Below are 19459 nucleotides of genomic sequence, written 5' to 3'. Positions count from 1 at the left end.
GCGTGCCGGTCAGCTCGGCGGGAGCGCCGGCTGCCGGTAGTGGTCGGCGACCACCCGTGACAGCGCCCCGATCGGATCGGCGGCCACGTCCTGGGCCGCGAAGTACACATGCCCTCCGACCTGCGGGTACTCGCCGGCCAGGGTCAGATGCCGGGACAGCTCGGCCGGGTCCTGCCAGGCCGAGGGCGCGCCGGCGGCCCCGGCCCGGTACAGCGCCTCACCGATGTAGAGCCGGGTCCCGGAACCCTTGGCCACCCCGGTCCACCAGTCGACGACCTTGGTGTAGTCGGCGGCCGCGTTGCCGATCTGCCAGTACACCTGCGGGACGACGTAGTCGATCCAGTTCTTCTGCACCCACTTCCGGGTGTCCGCGTACAGGTCGTCGTACGTCTCCACGCCCGCCTTGGTGTCCGAGCCCCGGGTGTCGGTGGTGGCGTTGCGCCACACCGCGAACGGGCTGATCCCGAACCGGGTGCCGGGCCGGAGCTTCTTGATCCCGGCGGCGGTCTCGGTCACCAGCTTGTCGATGTTGTCCCGCCGCCAGGCCGCCCGGGAGGAGAAGTCGCCGCCGTGGGTGTCGTAGGCGTCGTCGTCGTCGAAGGTCTGGCCGGCCACCGGGTACGGGTAGAAGTAGTCGTCGAAGTGGACGGCGTCCACGGGGTACTTGGCGACCGCGTCCAGGATCGCCTTCTCAACGAAGGCGCGCACGGCCGGGATGCCCGGGTTGTAGTAGAGCTTGCCGCCGTACGGCACCACCCAGTCCGGGTGCTTGCGGGCGGGGTGCGAGGCGACCAGCTTGCCGGGGTCGGTGTGGTTGGCGATCCGGTAGGGGTTGAACCAGGCGTGCAGGTGCAGGCCCCGGGCGTGCGCCTCCTCGACGGCCGTACCGAGCGGGTCCCAGCCGGGGTTCTTGCCCTGGGTGCCGGTGAGGTACTGGGACCAGGGCTCGTGGGGCGAGGGCCAGAACGCGTCGGCGGTGGGCCGCACCTGGAACATCACCGTGTTGAGCCGGTAGTCGACCGCCTTGTCGAGGAGGGCGGTCAGCTCCTTGCGCTGGGCGGAGGCCGACAGCCCGGTGCGCGAGGGCCAGTCACGGTTGGAGACGGTCGCCAGCCACATGCCCCGCATCTCGGTGGCCGCGCCCCGGGGCCGGGCCGCGGCCGTCGCCCCCGGTGCCGCCAGCGCCAGCGTCGACAGCGCCGCCACCGCGAACGCCCTGCGAGACACTTGTGTCATCGTGACACCCTCTAACTCTCCGGATCCGTACGGTCACGGATCGCCTCCGCGCCACAGGATGCCCGCACCCGGACGATCGATCATCGATACTTACGGGTAACGTGCACGAACGGAGCAGGCACCGGATCCGGAGGTCCTGCCGGCCGGCCGTAGATCAGCGAAGGGGACGATGTGACCGACATCGAGAAGGTCGGAGTCGTGGGCTGCGGCCAGATGGGAGCGGGCATCGCCGAGGTTTGCGCCCGCTCCGGTCTGGACGTGAAGGTCGCCGAGACCACCGGCGAGGCCCTGGAGATCGGCCGTACCCGGCTGTTCAACTCCCTGGCCAAGGCCGCCGAGCGCGGCAAGATCAGCGAGGAGGAGCGGGACGCCACGCTGGCGCGGCTGAGCTTCACCACGGACCTCGGCGAGTTCGCCGACCGTGACCTGGTGATCGAGGCCGTCGTCGAGAACGAGCAGGTGAAGACGGAGATCTTCCAGGTGCTCGACCAGGTGGTGACCCGACCCGACGCGATCCTGGCCTCCAACACCTCCTCGATCCCGCTGGTGAAGCTGGCGGTCGCGACCTCCCGTCCCGACCACGTGATCGGCGTCCACTTCTTCAACCCGGCCCCGGTGCAGAAGCTGATCGAGCTGATCCCGGCGCTCACCACCTCCGAGGGCACCATCAGCCGCGCCCAGGTCTTCGCCGAGAAGGTGCTCGGCAAGCACGCGATCCGCGCCCAGGACCGCTCCGGCTTCGTGGTCAACGCGCTGCTGGTGCCGTATCTGCTCTCGTCCATCCGGATGTTCGAGTCCGGCATCGCGAGCCGCGAGGACATCGACAACGGCATGGAGATGGGCTGCGCCCACCCGATGGGCCCGCTGAAGCTGTCCGACCTGATCGGCCTGGACACCATCGTCTCCATCGCCAACAGCATGTACGCCGAGTACAAGGAGCCGCTGTACGCCGCTCCCCCGCTGCTCCAGCGCATGGTCGAGGCGGGCCGGCTGGGCCGGAAGACCGGTTCGGGCTTCTACACCTACGGCTGAGCACACCCCCGCTGACTACAGGGAGCGATGCTCCACGGGCCCGGCACCACCATCGGTGCCGGGCCCGTGTGTTTCACACACCGTGTGCGCTCCGGGCACGCATATGCCCTTCGCACACTCTCCCCACGCGCTCACCAGGCGAGTTCACTCTTCATGCGCATGCAAAGGGATGCGGAACGACATCTTCGACTACGCAAAGGAGTGGACTCGTGGCCACCGAACCAGAGCATCCCGTGGTCCAAGGAGAACTCGCAGAGTTACGGCGCCGCCTCGATGTGGCCTACGCCCGGGTCGAGGGCGGGCTGAACCTGCTCAGTCACCGCACCAAGGAGACGGCCAAGGAACTGGACGACGTGAACACCCGGCTCGCCCTGCTGGAGAACGCCCGCTGGCCCCTGCCCTCGATCGCCGCGCTCACCGCACTGGGCGCCCTCGTCGTCACCGTCTGGCAGGCACTGGCCCACTAGTCGCCGGCAAGGCGCATGTGGTGCAGCAGGAGTAACGCGGCCGCCATGTTGGCGGCCGGGACCTCCCCGCGGGCGATCATGTCCGGGACGAGCTTGAGGGGGACCCACTCCCGGCGGTCCGACTCGAAGTCGTCCACGGGGTGTCCGACGTACTCGCCCTCGTCGGACCAGTAGATGTGGTGCCGGGCGTCGGTGAGGCCGTTGGACGGCTCCACGGTCATGAGGTGGTGCAGGGTTCCCGGTCGCCAGCCGGTCTCCTCCTCCAGTTCCCTGGCGGCCGCGACGGCGATGTCCTCCCCGTCCTCGACCACCCCGGCCGGGAGTTCCCACCCCCAGCTGTCGGTGATGAAACGGTGCCTCCACAGGAGCAGGACCTCACCCGCCTCGTTGACCACCGTCGCCACGGCCACGGGCCGCAGCCGTATCAGGAAGTGGTCGAGATGCCGACCGTCCGGCAGCTCGACATCTGCGAGATTGACGCTGAACCAGCGGTTTTCATACACAGTTTGTTCGTTCAGTTTCGTCCACTGCACGGTTCTGCCACCTTCCGCCGAGTAAGTGGCAATATCGCAGCAGGGACTCCTCAGGCCTACAGGGCGCCTCGATCGACTGGATCCGTACGGGTGTGGACTAGAGCGGTACGCGCAGTGCGCTGTCGATGAGCTCGGCGGCCTCGGCGGTTCCGGCCGAACCGCTGCGCACCAGGTGCTCGCGCACCGCGCGGAGTCTGTCGCGCAGTCGCTGGGACTCCATTCCGCGGGCCTGTTCGGCCATCTGCACGGCCGTGGCCACCGCGTTGTCCGCGTTTCCCTGGCGCAGTTCGATGGTGCTCAGCATGGCCAGCCGGTGCACCCGGCCCCGGTCGTGGGCCGGGTTGTCGACGGCGGCCGCGGCATGCTCCCGGGCGGCGGCGAGTTCGCCGAGACTGAGCAGTGCCTCGGCCACCTGCACATTGACCAGGCCGGGTTGGACATAGCCGGTCTCGTCGGGTTCGTAGCCCCGCCGGATGCGTTCGGCGGCCGCCTCCGCCCGCCGGATGCAGGACAGCGCGCTCGTGCCGTCGCCGAGGTGGGCGTACGCCTTGGACTGCATCGCGTAGAGGTCGGAGGCGAGCGCGGGGGTGATGTGCTTGCCGGCGGCGCGCAGCGCGGCCTCCGCGAACGCGACGGCCTGCCGGAACTCCCGCATGAACAGGGCCTGGTTGACGAGGAGCGCGATGACATAAGCACCGAGTCCCCGGTCGCCGCTCGCCTTCGCCAGGCGCAGGGCCTGGTGGAAGTAACGCTGCGCGAGGCCATGGGCGTCGGAGTCGTAGGCGCAGATCCCCACGATGGCGACCAACCCGCCGGTCGCCCGGTGCAGTTGACGCCCCGTGGCATCGGTGTAGCTGCCCCGCAGCAGCGGAGCCGCCTCGGCGTTGAGGAAGCCGACGACCCGGGTGCGGGTCGCCATGCCGCCGGCCTTGCGGTACATCTGCTCGTAGTGGGCACGGGCGGCCCGCAGCATCTCCAGGTCACCCGGGGTGACCCGGTGCCGGCCGCCGCGCGAGACGTCCACGTCCTCAGGGGGGTTCTCCCACTCCCACACCGGCATCACGGCAGGCGTGCCGGTGACGGCGGGGGCGCCGAGTATGTGCGGGCGCTGCTGTTCGTCGGACCGCCACAGGGCGGTGGCCCGTTCGACGAACCCGGAGAGCGAGGTGGTGTGCGGGACACTGGGCTCGCCGGGCACACCGAGGCCGATGTCGTCGAGGGTGACCGTGCGGTGCAGCCGGGCGGCGAGCACCTCGCAGATCAGGTCGGGGACCTGGCCGCGCGGCCGCTGGCCCTTCAACCAGCGGGCGACGGCGGTGTGTTCGTAGCGGAGGGAGAGTTCACGGGCGCGGCCCGCCTGGTTGACGTGGGCGGCGAGACCGGCGTGCGAGATCCCCGCCTCGTCCAGGATCGCGTCGAGCAGAGAGTTGGGCTGCATGGATGCCCCCCCGAGTGGCCTGGTGCCGTCAGCGTAGTGCGTGGGTGTTCACACGGGGTGTGAACGGAGTGCGCGAATCCGCAGCGTACGCGCGCTGTTGCGGAGCGTGTCGGGCCGGTTGACTGAACTGCCTCGCAAGAGGCCGGCCGGGCCGCCGGCTCCCCCCTCGTACAGTGCGGTGGCCTGGCCGCCTGCCTGGCCGACATCGGAGGCTAGCCGTGCGTTGTCGGCTGCGGGTGCGTTGTGGTTGCTCGCGCCCGCGCGGCGGAGCCGCTGATGTCACCGCCCCGCGCCCCCGAACAGGTACGTTGCTGTGCGCGTCCGTTGTTCAGCACAAGGAGTGCGATGTCGTCGGTCGGGCGGCCGTTGGTGTGGTGGAGCAGAGCCGTGAAGACAGTGCGGAGGATGGCCTGCGGGGAGACCGGGCGGTCTCGTACCGCCTCTGTCAGGGCCTGCGGCAGGGAGAAGAAGCGGCCTTTCGTGTCTCTCGCGTCCTCCGCGCCGTCCGTGTAGAGGACCAGGGAATCGTCGGGGCGCAGGTAGCCGCAGTCGGTGGTGGCCAGATCCGTCGGGAGTGGGAACGGGCCAAGAGGTGGCAGCGGTTCGGCTCGGGACACCGGCGTGACCCGTTGCTCACTCAGCAGATACGGCCATGGATGGCCACAGTTGATCGCCCGAAGCTCGCCGTCTCCCGTGATCTCCAGAAGGAGTACGGTGACGAACTCCTCGGCGACCGGGTTGTCCGGGTCCAGGCCGCTGGCGGGGTGTTCCGCCCTGGCTCGTTCTCGTAGGTGTCTGGCCAGGGCGCGGTCCAGCCGGCCGAGGACATGGCCCAGTTCGGGCTCGTCGTGGGCGGCCTCGCGGAAGCTGCCGAGGACGGCGGCGACGGTGCCGATGGCGGCCAGTCCGTGGCCGCGTACGTCGCCCATCACGACCCGTACGCCGTGCTCGGTGGCGACGGCCTCGTAGAGGTCGCCGCCGATGGCCGCGCCCCGGTCGGCGGAGAGCTGGGCGGCGGCGACGTTCAGCCCGGCGAGACGGGGCGGCAGTGGCCGCAGCAGTACGCTCTGCGCGGCACCGGCGACCTTGCGGGCCTGCCGTAGCTCCCGGAGCAGGGCCCGCCGGACATGGAGTATCAGCCCGGTTCCGACCGCGAAGAACACGGCGCTGGTGACGATGCGCGCGCCGAGCCCGTTCTGCTCGGCCAGCGGGCATCCGAACTTGTACGAGATCGCGACGGCCCCCCACACCGTGGGCAACCCCAGGGTGAGCGCACAGCGCGAGCGCCGAGAGCTGGTCCGGGGCCGCCTTCTGTGGGGAACCCCAGCCTTGATGCGGATCATGCCGATGGCCCCCAAGTAGGCCCTGACAGAACAGACGGACCGACCCCGAAAGGCCGGTCCGATTCTGTCGACGGCATGCCCCGAAAGGGCCATGTCCGGGTTGGATCTCACCCAAATGAGTGACCAACAACAGGACACCCGCATTTATGCAGGTGGCAGCACCTGCCAACGCCCTCATGGACGCGCCCCTTCAGGGGCGCGGGGAACTGCGCGACCAGCCACGACGAAACCCGCACCCGGCCGAAACGCGCAGTCCCCCCGGCGCCTAACCCCGAAGCACCGCTCCCGTACGCTCCCCCGCAAGGGCGACCGCCGCATCCCGCGCGGCCGACGCGTCGTCCACGGTCAGCGTCCGGTCACCGGCCCGGAACCGCAGCGCGTACGCCAGCGACTTCTTCCCGTCACCGAGCTGCTCGTCGTTGACATACACGTCGAACAGCCGGATGCCTTCGAGCAGTTCACCGGCGCCGTCACGCAGCGCGGCCTCGACCTCGGCGGCCGGTACCGGCTTGTCCACCACGAGGGCGACATCCTGCGTGGCCACCGGGAACGTCGAGATGCTCGGCGCCTGCGGCGTACCGTCGCCGGCCTGCTCCAGCGCGTCCAGGTTCAGCTCCGTCGCGCAGGTGCGCGCGGGCAGCCCCAGCGCCTTGAGCACCCGCGGGTGCAGCTCACCGGCGTGGCCCACGACCCGCTCGGTGCCGTCGGCGACGACCACCAGCTCGGCGCACCGGCCGGGGTGCCACGGCCCGTACTGGCCGGACCGCACGATCAGCTCGGCGCCGGCCTCACGGGCGACCACGCGCGCCGCCTCGACGGCGTCGGCCCAGTCGGCCGGACGGCCCTTGCCCCACCAGCCGGCCTGCTCGCGGGCGCCCGCGAGGACGACGGCCACGTGCCGGGGCTGCTCGGGCAGCACGGCGTTCAGCGCGGCGAGTTCCGCGTCGGTCGGGCGGCGGTCGACCGGCGGATGACCGGCGACGCCCTGCTCCTCGCGGGGCAGGAAGACCAGGCCGGTCTCGAACAGCGCCAGGTCGTGGGCGCCCCGGCCGTCGTTGCGCCGCAGCGCACCGAGCAGACCCGGCAGCAGCGAGGTGCGCAGCACGGGCTCCTCGTCGTTGAGCGGGTTGGTCAGCCGGACGGCCCGGCGGGCCGGGTCGTCGGCGGCCAGGCCCAGCTGGTCGAAGACCTGCTCGCTGACGAACGGGTAGTTCGGCGCCTCGACATAGCCGGCACCGGCCAGCGCGCGGCCCACCCGGCGGTGCAGTCGCTGACGGTAGGTCAGACCCCGGCCGGACGGCGGCTTGGGCAGCGTGGAGGGCAGGTTCTCGTAGCCCTCCAGGCGGATGACCTCTTCGGCCAGGTCGTTCTGTTCGAGGAGGTCGGGCCGCCAGGACGGCACGGTGACGATCAGCTCGTCCTGCCCGCCCGTCGCCCGACCACCACCCCCCAACGACGCGTTCCACGCGGCAGGATTTCCATAGACGTCGCAGCCGACCTCCTGGAGGCGGCGGACGACGGTCTCCCGGCCGTACTCGACACCCGCGACCTGGTCGGGGTGGTCCGCCGCGACCGCGATGGTGTGCGGCGCGGACGGCGCGATGACCTCGGTGACGCCGGCCTCGGCGGTGCCGCCCGCGAGCAGCACCAGCAGGTCGACCGTGCGCTGCGCGGCGGCGGCCGCGGCCTGCGGGTCGACCCCGCGCTCGAAGCGGCGGGAGGCCTCGGAGGACAGCTTGTGACGGCGGGCCGTGCGCGCGATGGCGACGGCGTCGAAGTGGGCCGCCTCGATGACCACGTCGGAGGTGGCGTTCTCGGTGTCCTCGTGGTCGGCGATCTCGGTGTTGGCACCGCCCATGACGCCCGCGAGGCCGATCGGGCCACGGTCGTCGGTGATCACCAGGTCCTCGGCGTGCAGCTTCCGCTCGACGCCGTCGAGGGTGACGATCTTCTCGCCCTCGGCCGCGCGGCGGACCCCGATGGTGCCCTGGACCAGGGAGCGGTCGTAGGCGTGCAGCGGCTGGCCGAGCTCCATCATCACGTAGTTCGTGACGTCGACGGCGAGCGAGATCGGGCGCATGCCGACCTTCTGGAGCCGGCGCTGGAGCCAGATCGGGGAGCGGGCCTCGGGGCTCAGCCCGGTGACGGTGCGCGCGGTGAAGCGGTCGCAGCCGAGCGGGTCGGAGACCTGGACCGGGTAGCCGAAGGCGTTCGGTCCGGGCACGTCGAGGAGCGCGGGGTCGCGCAGCGGCAGGCCGTAGGCGATGGCGGTCTCGCGGGCCACGCCGCGGATGGACAGGCAGTCGCCGCGGTTGGCGGTGACGGCGATGTCCAGGACCTCGTCGACCAGTTCGAGGAGCTCGATGGCGTCCTTGCCGACCTCGGTCTCCGGCGGCAGCACGATGATGCCGTGGGTGCCGTCGGAGCCCATGCCCAGCTCGTCGCTGGAGCAGATCATGCCGTGGGAGGTCTTGCCGTACGTCTTGCGGGCGGCGATCGCGAACCCGCCGGGCAGGACCGCGCCCGGGAGCACGACGACGACCTTGTCGCCGACGGCGAAGTTGCGGGCGCCGCAGACGATCTCCTGCGGCTCACCCGTGCCTCCCCCAGAGCCGAAAGCCTGGGAGGTGCCCCCAGCCGTACCGACGTCGACGGTGCAGAAGCGGATCGGCTTCTTGAAGCCGTCCAGCTCCTCGATGGTGAGCACCCGGCCGACGACCAGCGGGCCCTTGAGGCCGTCGCCGAGCTGCTCGACCGTCTCGACCTCCAGACCGGCCGAAATCAGCTTGGCCTGCACATCGCGGCCGGTCTCGGTGGCCGGCAGGTCGACGTACTCCCGCAGCCAGGAAAGCGGGACCCGCATCAGATCTCCATCCCGAACGGCCGGGTGAACCGGACGTCACCCTCGACCATGTCTCGCATGTCCTCGACGTTGTGGCGGAACATCAGCATCCGCTCGATGCCGAAGCCGAAGGCGAAGCCGCTGTACTTCTCCGGGTCGACACCGCAGGCGATGAGCACCCGCGGGTTGACCATGCCGCAGCCGCCCAGCTCGATCCAGCCCTCGGAGGAGCAGGTACGGCAGGGCCGGTCGGGGTTGCCGACGGACTCGCCCTTGCAGACGTAGCACAGCATGTCCATCTCGGCGCTGGGCTCGGTGAAGGGGAAGAAGTTCGGCCGCAGCCGGGTCTCCATGCCCTCGCCGAACAGCGACTGGACCATGTGGTCCAGGGTGCCCTTGAGGTCGGCCATGGTCAGGCCCTCGTCGACGGCGAGCAGCTCGACCTGGTGGAAGACCGGGGTGTGGGTGGCGTCCAGCTCGTCGGTCCGGTAGACGCGACCCGGACAGATCACGTAGACCGGCAGCTCGCGGTCGAGCAGCGAGCGGATCTGGACCGGCGAGGTGTGGGTGCGCAGCACGGCACCGGACTCGGTGCCGCCCTCCGGGGCCTGCACGAAGAAGGTGTCCGCCTCGCCGCGGGCCGGGTGGTCCGGGCCGATGTTGAGGGCGTCGAAGTTGAACCACTCGGCCTCGACCTGCGGGCCCTCGGCGACCTCGTAGCCCATGGCCACGAAGATGTCCTCGATGCGCTCCGAGAACGTGGTCAGCGGGTGCCGGGCACCGGCCGGGACACGGTCGTAGGGCAGCGTGACGTCCACCGCCTCCTCGACCAGCACCCGGGCGTCACGCTCGGCCTCCAGCTCCTCCTGGCGGCCGGCGAGGGCCTTGTTCACGGCGCCGCGGGCCTGGCCGACCAGCTTTCCGGCGGCGGCCTTGGCGTGCGGGGGCAGGGCGCCGATCTCGCGGTTGGCGAGCGCCAGCGGGGAGGTGCCCCCGGTGTGGGCGACCTTGGCCTCCTGGAGCGCGTCGAGGGAGTCCGCCGCGGCGAAGGCGGCGAGCGCCTCGTCCCGCATGCGCTCGATCTCATCCGGTTTCAACGCCTCGACCTCGACAGGGTCGTACGACTTATTGGGTGCCGACATCTCTTCCCGTGCTTCCGATTGGCTGGCGGTGGTCCCCGAGACCGTTGGTCGGCCGTGTGAAGGACACAAAGGTGCCAAAGGCCGAGTCTAACGGGGTGGAGGAATGCGAAGCGCCCGCGGGCGGCTCAGGCGGTCTCCGTGATCACGGACGGTGTCCGCGATCTCAGGTGAGATACGCCGGTGCGCTCACGGGCAACGTAAATCGGAACTCGGCGCCGCCGCTCGCGGCGCGTCCGACGGTGATGGTGCCGCCGTGGGCCTCGACGATCCCCTTGACGATGTACAGCCCGAGGCCGGTGCCGCCGCGCTTGCTGCCCCGCCAGAAGCGGGTGAAGACGCGGTTCATGGACTCCTCCGGGATGCCTGGTCCCTCGTCGCTCACGGTGACCGACGTGGCCGTGTTCTCGAGGTCTTCCCCTTCGCGGGGGGACGCCGAGGGCGTGACGTCAATGGTGACGGTTCCCTCGCCGTGCCGCACGGCATTTTCGATGAGGTTGCTGAGGACCTGGTCGACCTTGTCGGGGTCGGCCCACAGCGCGGGCAGCGGCTGCTCGATGCGGAGCAGGAAGCGGTCGGCGGGCTGCCCGGCGGCGACGTACGCCTGGATGTGCCGCCCGACGGCCGCGCCTATGTCGACGGGCTGCCGGCGCAGTTCGAGGCGTCCGCTGTCGATCCTGGAGATGTCCAGCAGCTCGGCGATGAGCCGGGTGACCCGGTCGGCGTCCGCGTCGACCGTCTCCAGCATCAGCCGCTTCTGGTCGTCGGTGAACCGTTCCCATTTGGCGAGCAGGGTGGCGGTGAACCCCTTGACGGAGGTCAGCGGGGAGCGCAGCTCGTGGGCGACGGTGGCGATCAGCTCGGCGTGACTGCGTTCGGTACGGCGGCGGGCCTCGGTGTCCCGGAGCGAGACGACGACCCGGCGGACGGGTCCGGTGGGCTCGGTCCGCACGTAGGTGGCGGACACCAGCACCTCCCGGCCGCCGGGCAGCAGGAGGTTCCGCTCCGGCTGGCCGACCCGGATGGCGAGGCCGCCGTAGGGATCGGTGAGCTGCCACCAGCGCCTGCCCTCCAGGTCCTCTAACGGCAGGGCCTTCTCCAGCCGCTGCCCGAGGGCGTCGGCTGGCGCGGTGGCGGTGATCCGGGCGGCGGCGGCGTTGAAGCAGACGACGACGCCGTGCTCGTCGGCGACCACCAGGCCGTCGGGCAGTTCGTCGGGGTCGATGCCGAGCCCGGTGAGGTCGCCGTGCCGGGGTGCGGGTACGCGTCCGGTGCCGCGGCCGCCCGGCGCGTTGCTGGTGCCGACACTCATCCCCGTACTCCACCTCTCAGACGGCGCAGGAGGCCCCCGAGCTGGTCACCCTACTAGCTCTCGGTGACGGAACGGCACCCTCCGGAGGCGCGCTGTGCACGGGCCGTTGCGTAGAGACATACGGCGGCGGCGGTGGCGAGGTTCAGGCTTTCGGCTTTCCCGTGGATCGGAACGCGCACGACCGCGTCCGCCAGCGCGCGGGTCTCCTCCGGGAGCCCCCAGGCCTCGTTGCCGAACACCCAGGCGGTGGGCCCGCCCATGGTGCCCTTGTCGAGCTCGTCGTCGAGGTCGTCGGTCCCGGCGCCGTCGGCGGCGAGGATCCGCACGCCGGCGCCCTTCAGCCCGGCGACGGCCTGCTCGACGGGCACGCCGACGGCGACGGGCAGATGGAAGTGCGACCCGACGGAGGCGCGCACGGCCTTGGGGTTGTACAGGTCGACGGAGGCGTCGGTCAGTACGACGGCCTCGGCACCGGCGGCGTCGGCACACCGCAGCACGGTCCCGGCGTTGCCGGGGTCGCGGACGTTGGCGAGGACGGCGACGAGCTTGGGGCGGGCCGCGAGGATGTCCTCGAACGGGATGTCCAGGAACCGGCAGACACCGACCAGCCCCTGCGGGGTGACGGTGGTGGAGATGTCGGCGATGACCTCTTCGGAGGCGAGGTGGATCCGGGCGCCGACGTCACGGGCCGCCGCGACGATGTCGGCGTACCGCTCCGCGGCCTCGACGGTCGCGAACAGCTCGACGAGCGTCGCCGTCCCGCCGGCCCGATGCCCGGCCGCCTCCCGCACGGCCTGCGGCCCCTCGGCGAGAAACAGCCGGTCCTTCCCCCGGAAGTTCCGCTTCTCAAGCCGCCGGGCAGCGGCGACACGCGCGGAACGGGGGGAGATCAGCTCGGGGCTGGGCATGTGTGGATCACTTTCCGAGAAACGCGGCGAAAGGCGCCCCGTAAGGGGCGCGGGGCTGTATCGATGTGCGGCTCCGCCGCATGGGCGCGACCAGCCCCCACCGGTCCGCAGCCGAACGAAGAACCCGCGACGGCAACAACAGGACCCGCAAGCCATTCAGCCTGCGGGTCCTTCAGTCACGTCGGCCAAGGCCAGCGCCAGCGTCACGCGGCCTTCGGCGCGTTGACGTCCGCCGGCAGCGCCTTCTGCGCGACCTCGACGAGCGCGGCGAACGCACCCGCGTCGTTGACCGCCAGCTCGGCCAGGATCTTGCGGTCGACCTCGACGTTCGCGGCCTTCAGACCCTGGATGAAGCGGTTGTACGTGATGCCGTTGGCGCGGGCAGCGGCGTTGATGCGCTGGATCCACAGCTGACGGAAGTCGCCCTTGCGCTTCTTGCGGTCGTTGTAGTTGTAGACCAGCGAGTGGGTGACCTGCTCCTTGGCCTTGCGGTACAGGCGCGAACGCTGACCGCGGTAGCCGGAGGCCGCCTCGAGGATCGCCCGGCGCTTCTTGTGGGCGTTGACTGCCCGCTTGACGCGTGCCACTTGTTAACTCCTTGTAGCGGGGCCGCGGTTGGACTCACGCGGCCCGGAAACGACTGGGTCCCGGATCTGACTTCAGGGCGCCGGCCGGCGCCCGCGCGTCACTTGCCGAGAAGCTTCTTGATCTTCGCGGTGTCGCCCGGGGCCATCTCCGCGGTACCGGTGAGGCGGCGCGTCACGCGGGACGACTTGTGCTCGAGCAGGTGGCGCTTGCCGGCGCGCTCACGCAGGACCTTGCCGGAGCCGGTCACCTTGAAGCGCTTGCTGGCACCGCTGTGCGTCTTGTTCTTCGGCATAGCGCCGTTATCTCCTCGTCGATGGCGCTCCGGTGCCCGGTCGCGAAACCGGGCACAGTGGAACGTCGCTCTTGTATCGGTTACATCCTGAGGCTTACGCCCCTGGGTGCTGACCTGGGGCGGTTGCCCCGGGATCACGCCTCGGCAGGCTCCTCGGCGGGCGCCTCGGCCTCGACCTCGGCGTCGGCGTCCAGCTCGGCGGCGTTCTGCGACTTGCCGGGGTTGGCCTTCGCTTCGGCCTTGCGGGCTTCCTGCGCCTGCCGGGCCTCGGCCATCGCCTCGGTCTTCTTCTTGTGCGGACCGAGAACCATGATCATGTTCCGGCCGTCCTGCTTCGGGTTCGACTCGACGAAACCGAGGTCCTGGACGTCCTCCGCGAGACGCTGCAGCAGCCGGTAGCCCAGCTCGGGCCGGGACTGCTCGCGACCACGGAACATGATCGTGATCTTGACCTTGTCGCCCTGCTTGAGGAACCGTACGACGTGACCCTTCTTGGTGTCATAGTCGTGCGGGTCGATCTTCGGCCGGAGCTTCATTTCCTTGATGACCGTGTGCGCCTGGTTCTTGCGCGCCTCACGGGCCTTCATGGCCGACTCGTACTTGAACTTGCCGTAGTCCATGAGCTTGCAGACCGGCGGGCGTGCGCTCGCCGCCACCTCGACCAGGTCGAGGTCGTACTCCTGCGCAAGCTCCAGTGCCTTGGCCAGGGGGACGATGCCCACCTGCTCGCCACTGGGACCGACAAGTCGCACCTCGGGAACGCGAATCCGGTCGTTGATGCGGGGCTCGGTGCTGATGGATCCTCCTCGGTAGCACCACGCGACGGTCTGGCGGACAGCCGCGTAACGTCTCTTCTCGTAAGACCTAACCGCACCGAAGCACAAAAAATGCCCCGGACGATCACAGGCAGGGCTCCTCGAACTACCGGAGCACCGCCGCGGGGATCGCGGGGCGCACTATCGGACGGAATGCCGTCGCCATAACGGCGAAGCAACCGTCTGACCGGTGACCCGCCGCCCGGCAGGGCGGTCAGGTGGGAGTTCGAAGCCTCCACTTGTTGGCCGGGTCGGTGAGCCGTGAGGCATACCTGTTCGGCCGGTCGTCACACAAGGTTAGCAGCAAAGCAGAGAGAGGACCAATTGGGGCGTCCTGGGGCCAGGTCGGGGCCCCGTGCCCGCTGCGCCTATCGTGTGCGTCATGAGTGAAACGCCCCTTCCCGGCACCGGTGACGCCGGCCAGCCCGACTTCGACGAGATGACCCGCGACATCGCCGAGGTCCCCGCGGTCGAGGTGATCGTGACGGTCGCCGTCAACCTGATGAGCGCCGCGGCCGTGAAGCTCGGTCTCACCGAGGAGGGTGACAAGTACAAGGACCTGGACGAGGCCCGCAAGCTGGTCACCGCCCTCGCCGGGCTGCTCGACGCGTCCGCGACCGAGATCAGCTCCTTCCACGCGGCCCCGCTGCGGGACGGCCTGAAGTCGCTCCAGCTGGCCTTCCGCGAGGCCTCGATCGTCCCCGACGAGCCGGGCCAGGGCCCCGGCGAGAAGTACACCGGCCCGGTCTACGGCTGACGGTCAGTTCCGCACGTACAGGGGCTCGCCCGGCGGCACGGCCCCGGCCGGCAGCAGCGCCAGGTCCAGGCCGCGTACCAGGCGGGCCCGCAGTGTCTCGTCGGCGGCGAGCCGCCCGGCGACGGCCTGGGCGGTCTCGGCGGGTGGTGCGGCCGGGTCGAGGACCAGCGCGAGGGTGCCGTCGGCCTGGCCCGGCCCGAGGTGGGCACGGCGAACGGCGGGCTCGGCGGCCACCACCGTACGGACGGCCTCGATCACGGCCGGGTCGGCGAGCGGATCGAGCGTGGTCCGCCCCTCCGCGAGCGCGAGCAGCGCCGGCCCGGTCAGTTCGAACGGCACCGGCCCCGCCAGGTCCAGCACCACCGTGTCCGCCTTCTCGTGCACGGCGGCCTGGAGCGCCTGGTGCAGGGGTACGGCGACGGGCCGCGCCGCCGGGTCCCAGCGGGCCAGCGACTCGGTGGAGGTGAAGGCGGGCAGGGCGGTGCGGTGACCGGCCTTCAGGGTGGGCACGGCCATGTCGCTGCTCTTCTCGCGGCGCAGCCCGTTCCCGTCCTCCTCGACCTCGCCGAGGACGGCCACCACCGGGACGAGCAGCCGGGCGCCGTTCAGCGCCGCCAGGACGGGTCCCACCGCCGTGCGGTCCTCGGCCCAGGCGGCCAGCGCGGCGGCCAGCCGGGGGTCGGCGGAGCCGTCGTCGGCGGAGTAGCCGGAGTCGGGAATGTTCTTGTTCGCCACGGTCCCCGACCCTATCGGGGGGATGCTGCTGCGGTTGTGCGGCCCCCGAAACCGGATCGACACGGCTTTCACGGGATTCTCAGATATCCCTGACCTCCTTCTAACGTCCGGCAAACGGATCGCACAGTCCCCGCCCCGAGCATCGCGGGCATGGAGTCCCCCAGAGCCACCCCAGGATCCCGGCGGGCCCGCCGCCGTGCCCGGCCCCGGCGCCGGGCTCTTCTCTACGTCTCCCTCGCCACGGTCGCCGTCCTCGGCGTCACCGCGGCGGGAACCGTGTACGTGAAGGCGCACGCCCGCGACGGTGGCGCCGTATCCTCAGCTGCGTCGCCGACGCCCTCTTCCTCTTCCCCTTCATCGGCCTCGGCGAGCGGGGAGGCATCGGTGGAACCCGTGACGGAGCCGGCCGTGGACCGGGACGCGCTGCTGAGCACGGCGATGGAGACGGTGACCGTGCCGTCCGGGGCGAAGGTGTCGGCGGCCGTCCTCGATCCGGACTCCGGTGACAGCGCGGCCTACGGCGACGCCGCGTTCGACACCGCGAGCATCGTCAAGGTCGACATCCTGGCGACGCTGCTGCTCCAGGCGCAGGACGCGGGGCGGCATCTGACGGCGACGGAGAAGGCGTACGCCACGAAGATGATCGAGAACAGCGACAACACGTCGGCGTCGGAGCTGTGGGACGTCATCGGCAGGGCGGCGGGCCTGGACGCGGCGAACAAGCGCTTCGGGCTGACGGACACCGAGGGCGGCGACGGGGCGCTGTGGGGGCTGACCCAGACCACGGCGGCGGACCAACTCACCCTGCTCCAGCAGGTGTTCGGGGACGACTCGAAGCTGAGCGAGACCTCGCGGTCGTATCTCCAGGGCCTGATGAAGACGATCGAGTCCGACCAGCGGTGGGGGGTTTCGGCCGCCGCCGACGGTTCGGAGTTCGCGCTGAAGAACGGGTGGCTGGCGCGGAGTTCGACCGGGCTGTGGGATGTCAACAGCATCGGGCGGGTGACGGTGGGCGGGTCCGACTATCTGGTCGCGGTGCTGTCCAACGGGACGGTGAGCCAGGCGAAGGGGATCTCGCTGGTGGAGGCGGCGGCGAAGGCGGCGGTGCGGTCCTTCACGGAAGCTGATTCGTCTGCGTCGGCTTCGGCTTCGCAGTAGGGGGAGGGTTCAATGGTTCGTGGGCGGGTGCGGGACCGTGGGGGCTGGTCGCGCCCACGCGGCGGAGCCGCATATCGACACAGCCCCGCGCCCCTAAGGGGGCGCTTGTCCTGGGGGCGTTTCAAAGTCCGGGGGGATCAGATCGGCCTGCGGCGGTTGCGCCACAGCACTCCCGCTGCCACCAGGAGCACGCCGCCCGCGCCGCCCGCCAGCGGGGCCGCCCAGTCCGTCGCGCTGGTTGTCGCCTTCTCCGTGTCCGGGCCCGGGCCGAAGTACTTCTTGCCGTACGACGCCGACGTCAGGCTCTGTGTCTTCAGCTTGGCCGCGTCCTTGATCGCCGCCGCCGGGTCGATCATGCCGAAGCCCCGGGAGTCGTCACGGCCGCCGGACGGGGCGTCGCGGGCCGTGTCCTCCAGGAGCTTCTTGACCTGGGCCGGGGTGAGGCCGGGATGGGCGGCCTTGATCAGGGCGACGGCGCCCGACACGAAGGCGGAGGCGGCGCTGGTGCCCCACCCCTCGTAGTACTTGTGGTCCGGGTCGGCGATGACGATGTCGACGCCGGGTGCGCTGACCGTGGCGTACCAGCGGCGGGTGGAGAAGGCGGCGCGGGTGCCGAACTTGTCCACCGCGGTGGCGGCGATGACGCCCGGGTAGGCGGCCGGATAGGAGATGTGGTCGCCCTTGTCGCCGCCGTTGCCGGCCGAGGCGACGACCACGACGTCCTTCTTCAGGGCGTACTGGATGGCCTCGTCCTCGCTGGGCTCGGGGTGCGCGGAGTCGGAGTCGTCGCCGAGGGAGAGGTTGATGACGTCGGCGCCGTGGTCGGCGGCCCAGCGGATGCCCTCGGCGAGGGCGTTGCCCCGGGTGGAGCGGGCCTTGCCGCGGGCGCTGTCGCCGTCTTCGAGGATGACCCGGACGGGCAGGATCTTGGCTTCCGGAGCGACCCCCATCACGCCCTCGTCGTTGCCGATCCCGTGGCCGTGACCGGCGATGATGCCGGCCATGGCGGTGCCGTGCCGGGCCCAGGTGCGCTCACCGGGCCTGGCGCCGAAGCCGATCATGTCCTTGGCGGTGAGGACGTTGCCGACCAGGTCGGGGTGGTCGGACTCGACACCGGTGTCCAGGACGGCCACGGTGACGCCCTTGCCCTTGGTGGTCCGCCAGGCCTCGTCGAGGTGCAGGGCGGACAGACCCCACTGCTGGGCGCGGATGCTGTCGGCGTAGGCGGTCGTGGACGGCAGGAGGGCGAGAGAGCCGGCGAGCAGCAGGCTCACCGCGGCCCCGGTTGCGCGGCGCTTCATGAGGGCTTCTCCGTTGCCGAGCCTGCGGTGGTCTGCCGTAGTCGCCGTTCGATGCGGTCGGCCAGGCCCTGGGCCTCGTTGCCGAGGCCTGCCTGGGCGGCGGCCGTGGTGGCACCGGACGCCTCCGCGTCGGCGGCGGACTGCGGGGTGTCGACGGTACGGCCGTCGGCCCAGCCGGAGACGGCGTAGGCGACGACCGGGGCGTCGGTGAGCACGGAGATGGTCCAGGAGGCGCGCTGGTGCCGGCCGAACCGCTCGGCTGCGGTGCCCTTCGCGGCGTACGGGAGGGGCATCAGGTCGGTACGGCGGTCCAGGTGCTCGGCCTCGAACCGCTTGGCGAGGGCGGTCATCGCGGCCGGGTCGGCCTTGGTGAAAAGCAGCCCCACGGTCGTGACGTAGCTCTGGGTGGCGTCGGTGTAGGTGGCGCGGATCAGGCGCTGGCAGCCGACGGGGGCGAGCGCCTTGCGCAGCAGCGGGTCGAAGGCGTCGGCACAGCCGGTGGCGGGGGCGACGGCGATCCGGGTCCAGGTGCGGTCGGCTCCGCCGGGACCGGCGCCGGTGCCCAGCACGGTGGGCGGGAAGAGTTCGTCGACGGGCACGTTGTGCCACAGGCCGGCGGCGGCGCTGAAGCTGCTCGCCGTCGCCACGTCACCGTCGTCGTCGATGATCCAGCTTCCGGTCACCGCACCGCCGATGAGGCCCAGGCCGAGCACCATGCAGGCGGCGGCAGCGGCGGTACGGGGCGCCACCCGACTGACCAAAGACCGCCCCCAGCCCCGCTCGTCGTATCCCTCGGGCTCGCCGAACGTGACAACGGGCCGGTTGCTGCCGGGAGTTCCCGCGGCGGTGGTCCAGGACATCGCGGGGTCCGGCAACGGGCCGGGGCCCTGCGGCCAGGAGGCGGTGTCATGGGACGGCTGGGCGGCGCCGGGGTCCGGGGGTGCCGTGGGCCGGGGCGGAAGCGGCGGGGCGGTCGGCTTGGGGGGCGCCGGGCGGGGCGGCGGGGCCGTCTTCGGGGGCGTCGCGGGGCGCGGCGGGGCCGTCGGCATCGGGAACGTCCGCATGTGCGGGCTCCAGGCGGTCCCCGACTCCGGCGCACCGAAGGAGGCCGGGAAGTCACCGCGCGACCGCTCGGGCCGCCTGGCCCCGGGCATGCCGGAGGAACCCCGGCCCGGCTCGGCGGCACCGGGCCGCCCGTCCGAGGACGCCTCCGGTTCCTCCGCGGCACGGACCGGACGCAGCGAGGCGGTCGACTCCGAAGCGGACTCCGGACGCCGGGCCGACAGCCCGGGCCCGTACGGCGGCCGGGACTGCGGACCGCGGCCGCCCTCCCTTCCGGGAGACGCCGGCCGTTCGTTGCGGCGATCCCCTCCGGGCGTCACCGACGATTCGGTCCGGCGGCCCCCCGGCCCCGGAAACGCGGGCGGCACACTCCGGCCGCCCTCCCACCCGGAAGCCTCAGACGGCGTGACGCCGCCGCCCTCCCGGCCCGGAGACACGAACGAATCGGACCGACGGTCCTCACGACCGGCCGACCCGGACCGGCCGCCCTCCCACCCGGAA

General features: G+C 71.3%; 18 protein-coding genes. 4 read left to right on the top strand and 14 right to left on the bottom strand.

Going from position 1 to position 19459, the window contains the following annotated elements; translation table 11 throughout:
- Window positions 1–9 precede the first annotated feature (9 nt).
- Complete coding sequence (locus tag ACGFZQ_RS21510) at window positions 10–1236, bottom strand: glycoside hydrolase family 10 protein (RefSeq protein WP_393841656.1); 1227 nt, start codon at window positions 1234–1236, stop codon at window positions 10–12.
- A 171-nt stretch (window positions 1237–1407) separates the two neighbouring features.
- Here ACGFZQ_RS21510 and ACGFZQ_RS21505 point away from each other — a divergent pair, with 171 nt between their 5' ends.
- Window positions 1408–2268 (top strand): 3-hydroxybutyryl-CoA dehydrogenase, encoded by an 861-nt coding sequence (locus ACGFZQ_RS21505; RefSeq protein WP_351700461.1) that lies wholly within the window; start codon window positions 1408–1410, stop codon window positions 2266–2268.
- Between the two features lie 209 nt (window positions 2269–2477).
- Window positions 2478–2735, top strand: coding sequence for a hypothetical protein (locus ACGFZQ_RS21500; protein WP_393841655.1), 258 nt, complete (start codon window positions 2478–2480; stop codon window positions 2733–2735).
- Here the strand turns inward: ACGFZQ_RS21500 and ACGFZQ_RS21495 are convergent.
- From ACGFZQ_RS21495 to infC, 10 genes are all read right to left on the bottom strand, one after another.
- Window positions 2732–3268 carry an NUDIX hydrolase gene (locus ACGFZQ_RS21495; protein ID WP_351735842.1) on the bottom strand — a complete coding sequence of 179 codons (537 nt, stop codon included), beginning with the start codon at window positions 3266–3268 and terminating at the stop codon, window positions 2732–2734. The two genes, ACGFZQ_RS21500 and ACGFZQ_RS21495, sit on opposite strands and share 4 nt — an antisense overlap.
- Window positions 3269–3365: 97 nt before the next feature.
- Complete coding sequence (locus ACGFZQ_RS21490; RefSeq protein WP_351735844.1) at window positions 3366–4706, bottom strand: transcriptional regulator; 1341 nt, start codon at window positions 4704–4706, stop codon at window positions 3366–3368.
- A gap of 212 nt (window positions 4707–4918) precedes the next feature.
- The gene (locus ACGFZQ_RS21485; protein WP_393841654.1) at window positions 4919–6049 is read right to left on the bottom strand and encodes a PP2C family protein-serine/threonine phosphatase; all 1131 of its coding nucleotides are present in this window, start codon (window positions 6047–6049) and stop codon (window positions 4919–4921) included.
- Window positions 6050–6314: 265 nt separating this feature from the next.
- Window positions 6315–8912: a phenylalanine--tRNA ligase subunit beta gene (gene pheT / locus ACGFZQ_RS21480; RefSeq protein ID WP_393841653.1), complete on the bottom strand. Its 2598-nt coding sequence runs from the start codon at window positions 8910–8912 to the stop codon at window positions 6315–6317.
- Window positions 8912–10033, bottom strand: coding sequence for a phenylalanine--tRNA ligase subunit alpha (pheS, locus tag ACGFZQ_RS21475; protein ID WP_351735850.1), 1122 nt, complete (start codon window positions 10031–10033; stop codon window positions 8912–8914). The genes pheT and pheS overlap by 1 nt, the downstream gene beginning before the upstream one ends.
- A gap of 163 nt (window positions 10034–10196) precedes the next feature.
- Window positions 10197–11342 carry an ATP-binding protein gene (locus ACGFZQ_RS21470; protein ID WP_393841652.1) on the bottom strand — a complete coding sequence of 382 codons (1146 nt, stop codon included), beginning with the start codon at window positions 11340–11342 and terminating at the stop codon, window positions 10197–10199.
- A 53-nt stretch (window positions 11343–11395) separates the two neighbouring features.
- Window positions 11396–12250, bottom strand: a complete 855-nt coding sequence (locus ACGFZQ_RS21465) for a TrmH family RNA methyltransferase (RefSeq protein ID WP_393841651.1) — start codon at window positions 12248–12250, stop codon at window positions 11396–11398.
- A gap of 203 nt (window positions 12251–12453) precedes the next feature.
- The gene (gene rplT / locus ACGFZQ_RS21460; RefSeq protein ID WP_018549117.1) at window positions 12454–12837 is read right to left on the bottom strand and encodes a 50S ribosomal protein L20; all 384 of its coding nucleotides are present in this window, start codon (window positions 12835–12837) and stop codon (window positions 12454–12456) included.
- Window positions 12838–12935: 98 nt separating this feature from the next.
- Entirely contained in the window at window positions 12936–13130 is a 195-nt protein-coding gene (gene rpmI / locus ACGFZQ_RS21455; RefSeq protein WP_351320349.1) for a 50S ribosomal protein L35, read from the bottom strand.
- Window positions 13131–13264: 134 nt separating this feature from the next.
- On the bottom strand, window positions 13265–13927 hold the full coding sequence (gene infC / locus ACGFZQ_RS21450) for a translation initiation factor IF-3 (RefSeq protein ID WP_362573916.1): 663 nt from the start codon (window positions 13925–13927) through the stop codon (window positions 13265–13267).
- A gap of 400 nt (window positions 13928–14327) precedes the next feature.
- Between infC and ACGFZQ_RS21445 the strand changes: the two genes are divergently transcribed.
- On the top strand, window positions 14328–14702 hold the full coding sequence (locus ACGFZQ_RS21445; protein ID WP_351700433.1) for a DUF1844 domain-containing protein: 375 nt from the start codon (window positions 14328–14330) through the stop codon (window positions 14700–14702).
- Between the two features lie 3 nt (window positions 14703–14705).
- Here ACGFZQ_RS21445 and ACGFZQ_RS21440 read toward each other — a convergent pair whose 3' ends face one another.
- Window positions 14706–15437 (bottom strand): SseB family protein, encoded by a 732-nt coding sequence (locus tag ACGFZQ_RS21440; protein WP_393841650.1) that lies wholly within the window; start codon window positions 15435–15437, stop codon window positions 14706–14708.
- A 150-nt stretch (window positions 15438–15587) separates the two neighbouring features.
- On the opposite strand from ACGFZQ_RS21440, the gene ACGFZQ_RS21435 reads away from it, so the two are divergent.
- The gene (locus ACGFZQ_RS21435) at window positions 15588–16595 is read left to right on the top strand and encodes a serine hydrolase (protein ID WP_393841649.1); all 1008 of its coding nucleotides are present in this window, start codon (window positions 15588–15590) and stop codon (window positions 16593–16595) included.
- A gap of 137 nt (window positions 16596–16732) precedes the next feature.
- On the opposite strand, the gene mycP is transcribed toward ACGFZQ_RS21435, so the two are convergent.
- Window positions 16733–17896: a type VII secretion-associated serine protease mycosin gene (gene mycP / locus ACGFZQ_RS21430; protein ID WP_393841648.1), complete on the bottom strand. Its 1164-nt coding sequence runs from the start codon at window positions 17894–17896 to the stop codon at window positions 16733–16735.
- Window positions 17893–19050 carry a hypothetical protein gene (locus ACGFZQ_RS21425; protein ID WP_393841647.1) on the bottom strand — a complete coding sequence of 386 codons (1158 nt, stop codon included), beginning with the start codon at window positions 19048–19050 and terminating at the stop codon, window positions 17893–17895. Before ACGFZQ_RS21425 ends, mycP begins: the two co-directional genes overlap by 4 nt.
- Between the last annotated feature and the right edge of the window lie 409 nt (window positions 19051–19459).

It is taken from the genome of Streptomyces sp. NPDC048254 (assembly GCF_043201895.1).
Lineage (GTDB): Bacteria > Actinomycetota > Actinomycetes > Streptomycetales > Streptomycetaceae > Streptomyces.
Note: the sequence above shows the minus strand (reverse complement) of the source record. Positions and strands in the feature narration are given on the sequence as shown.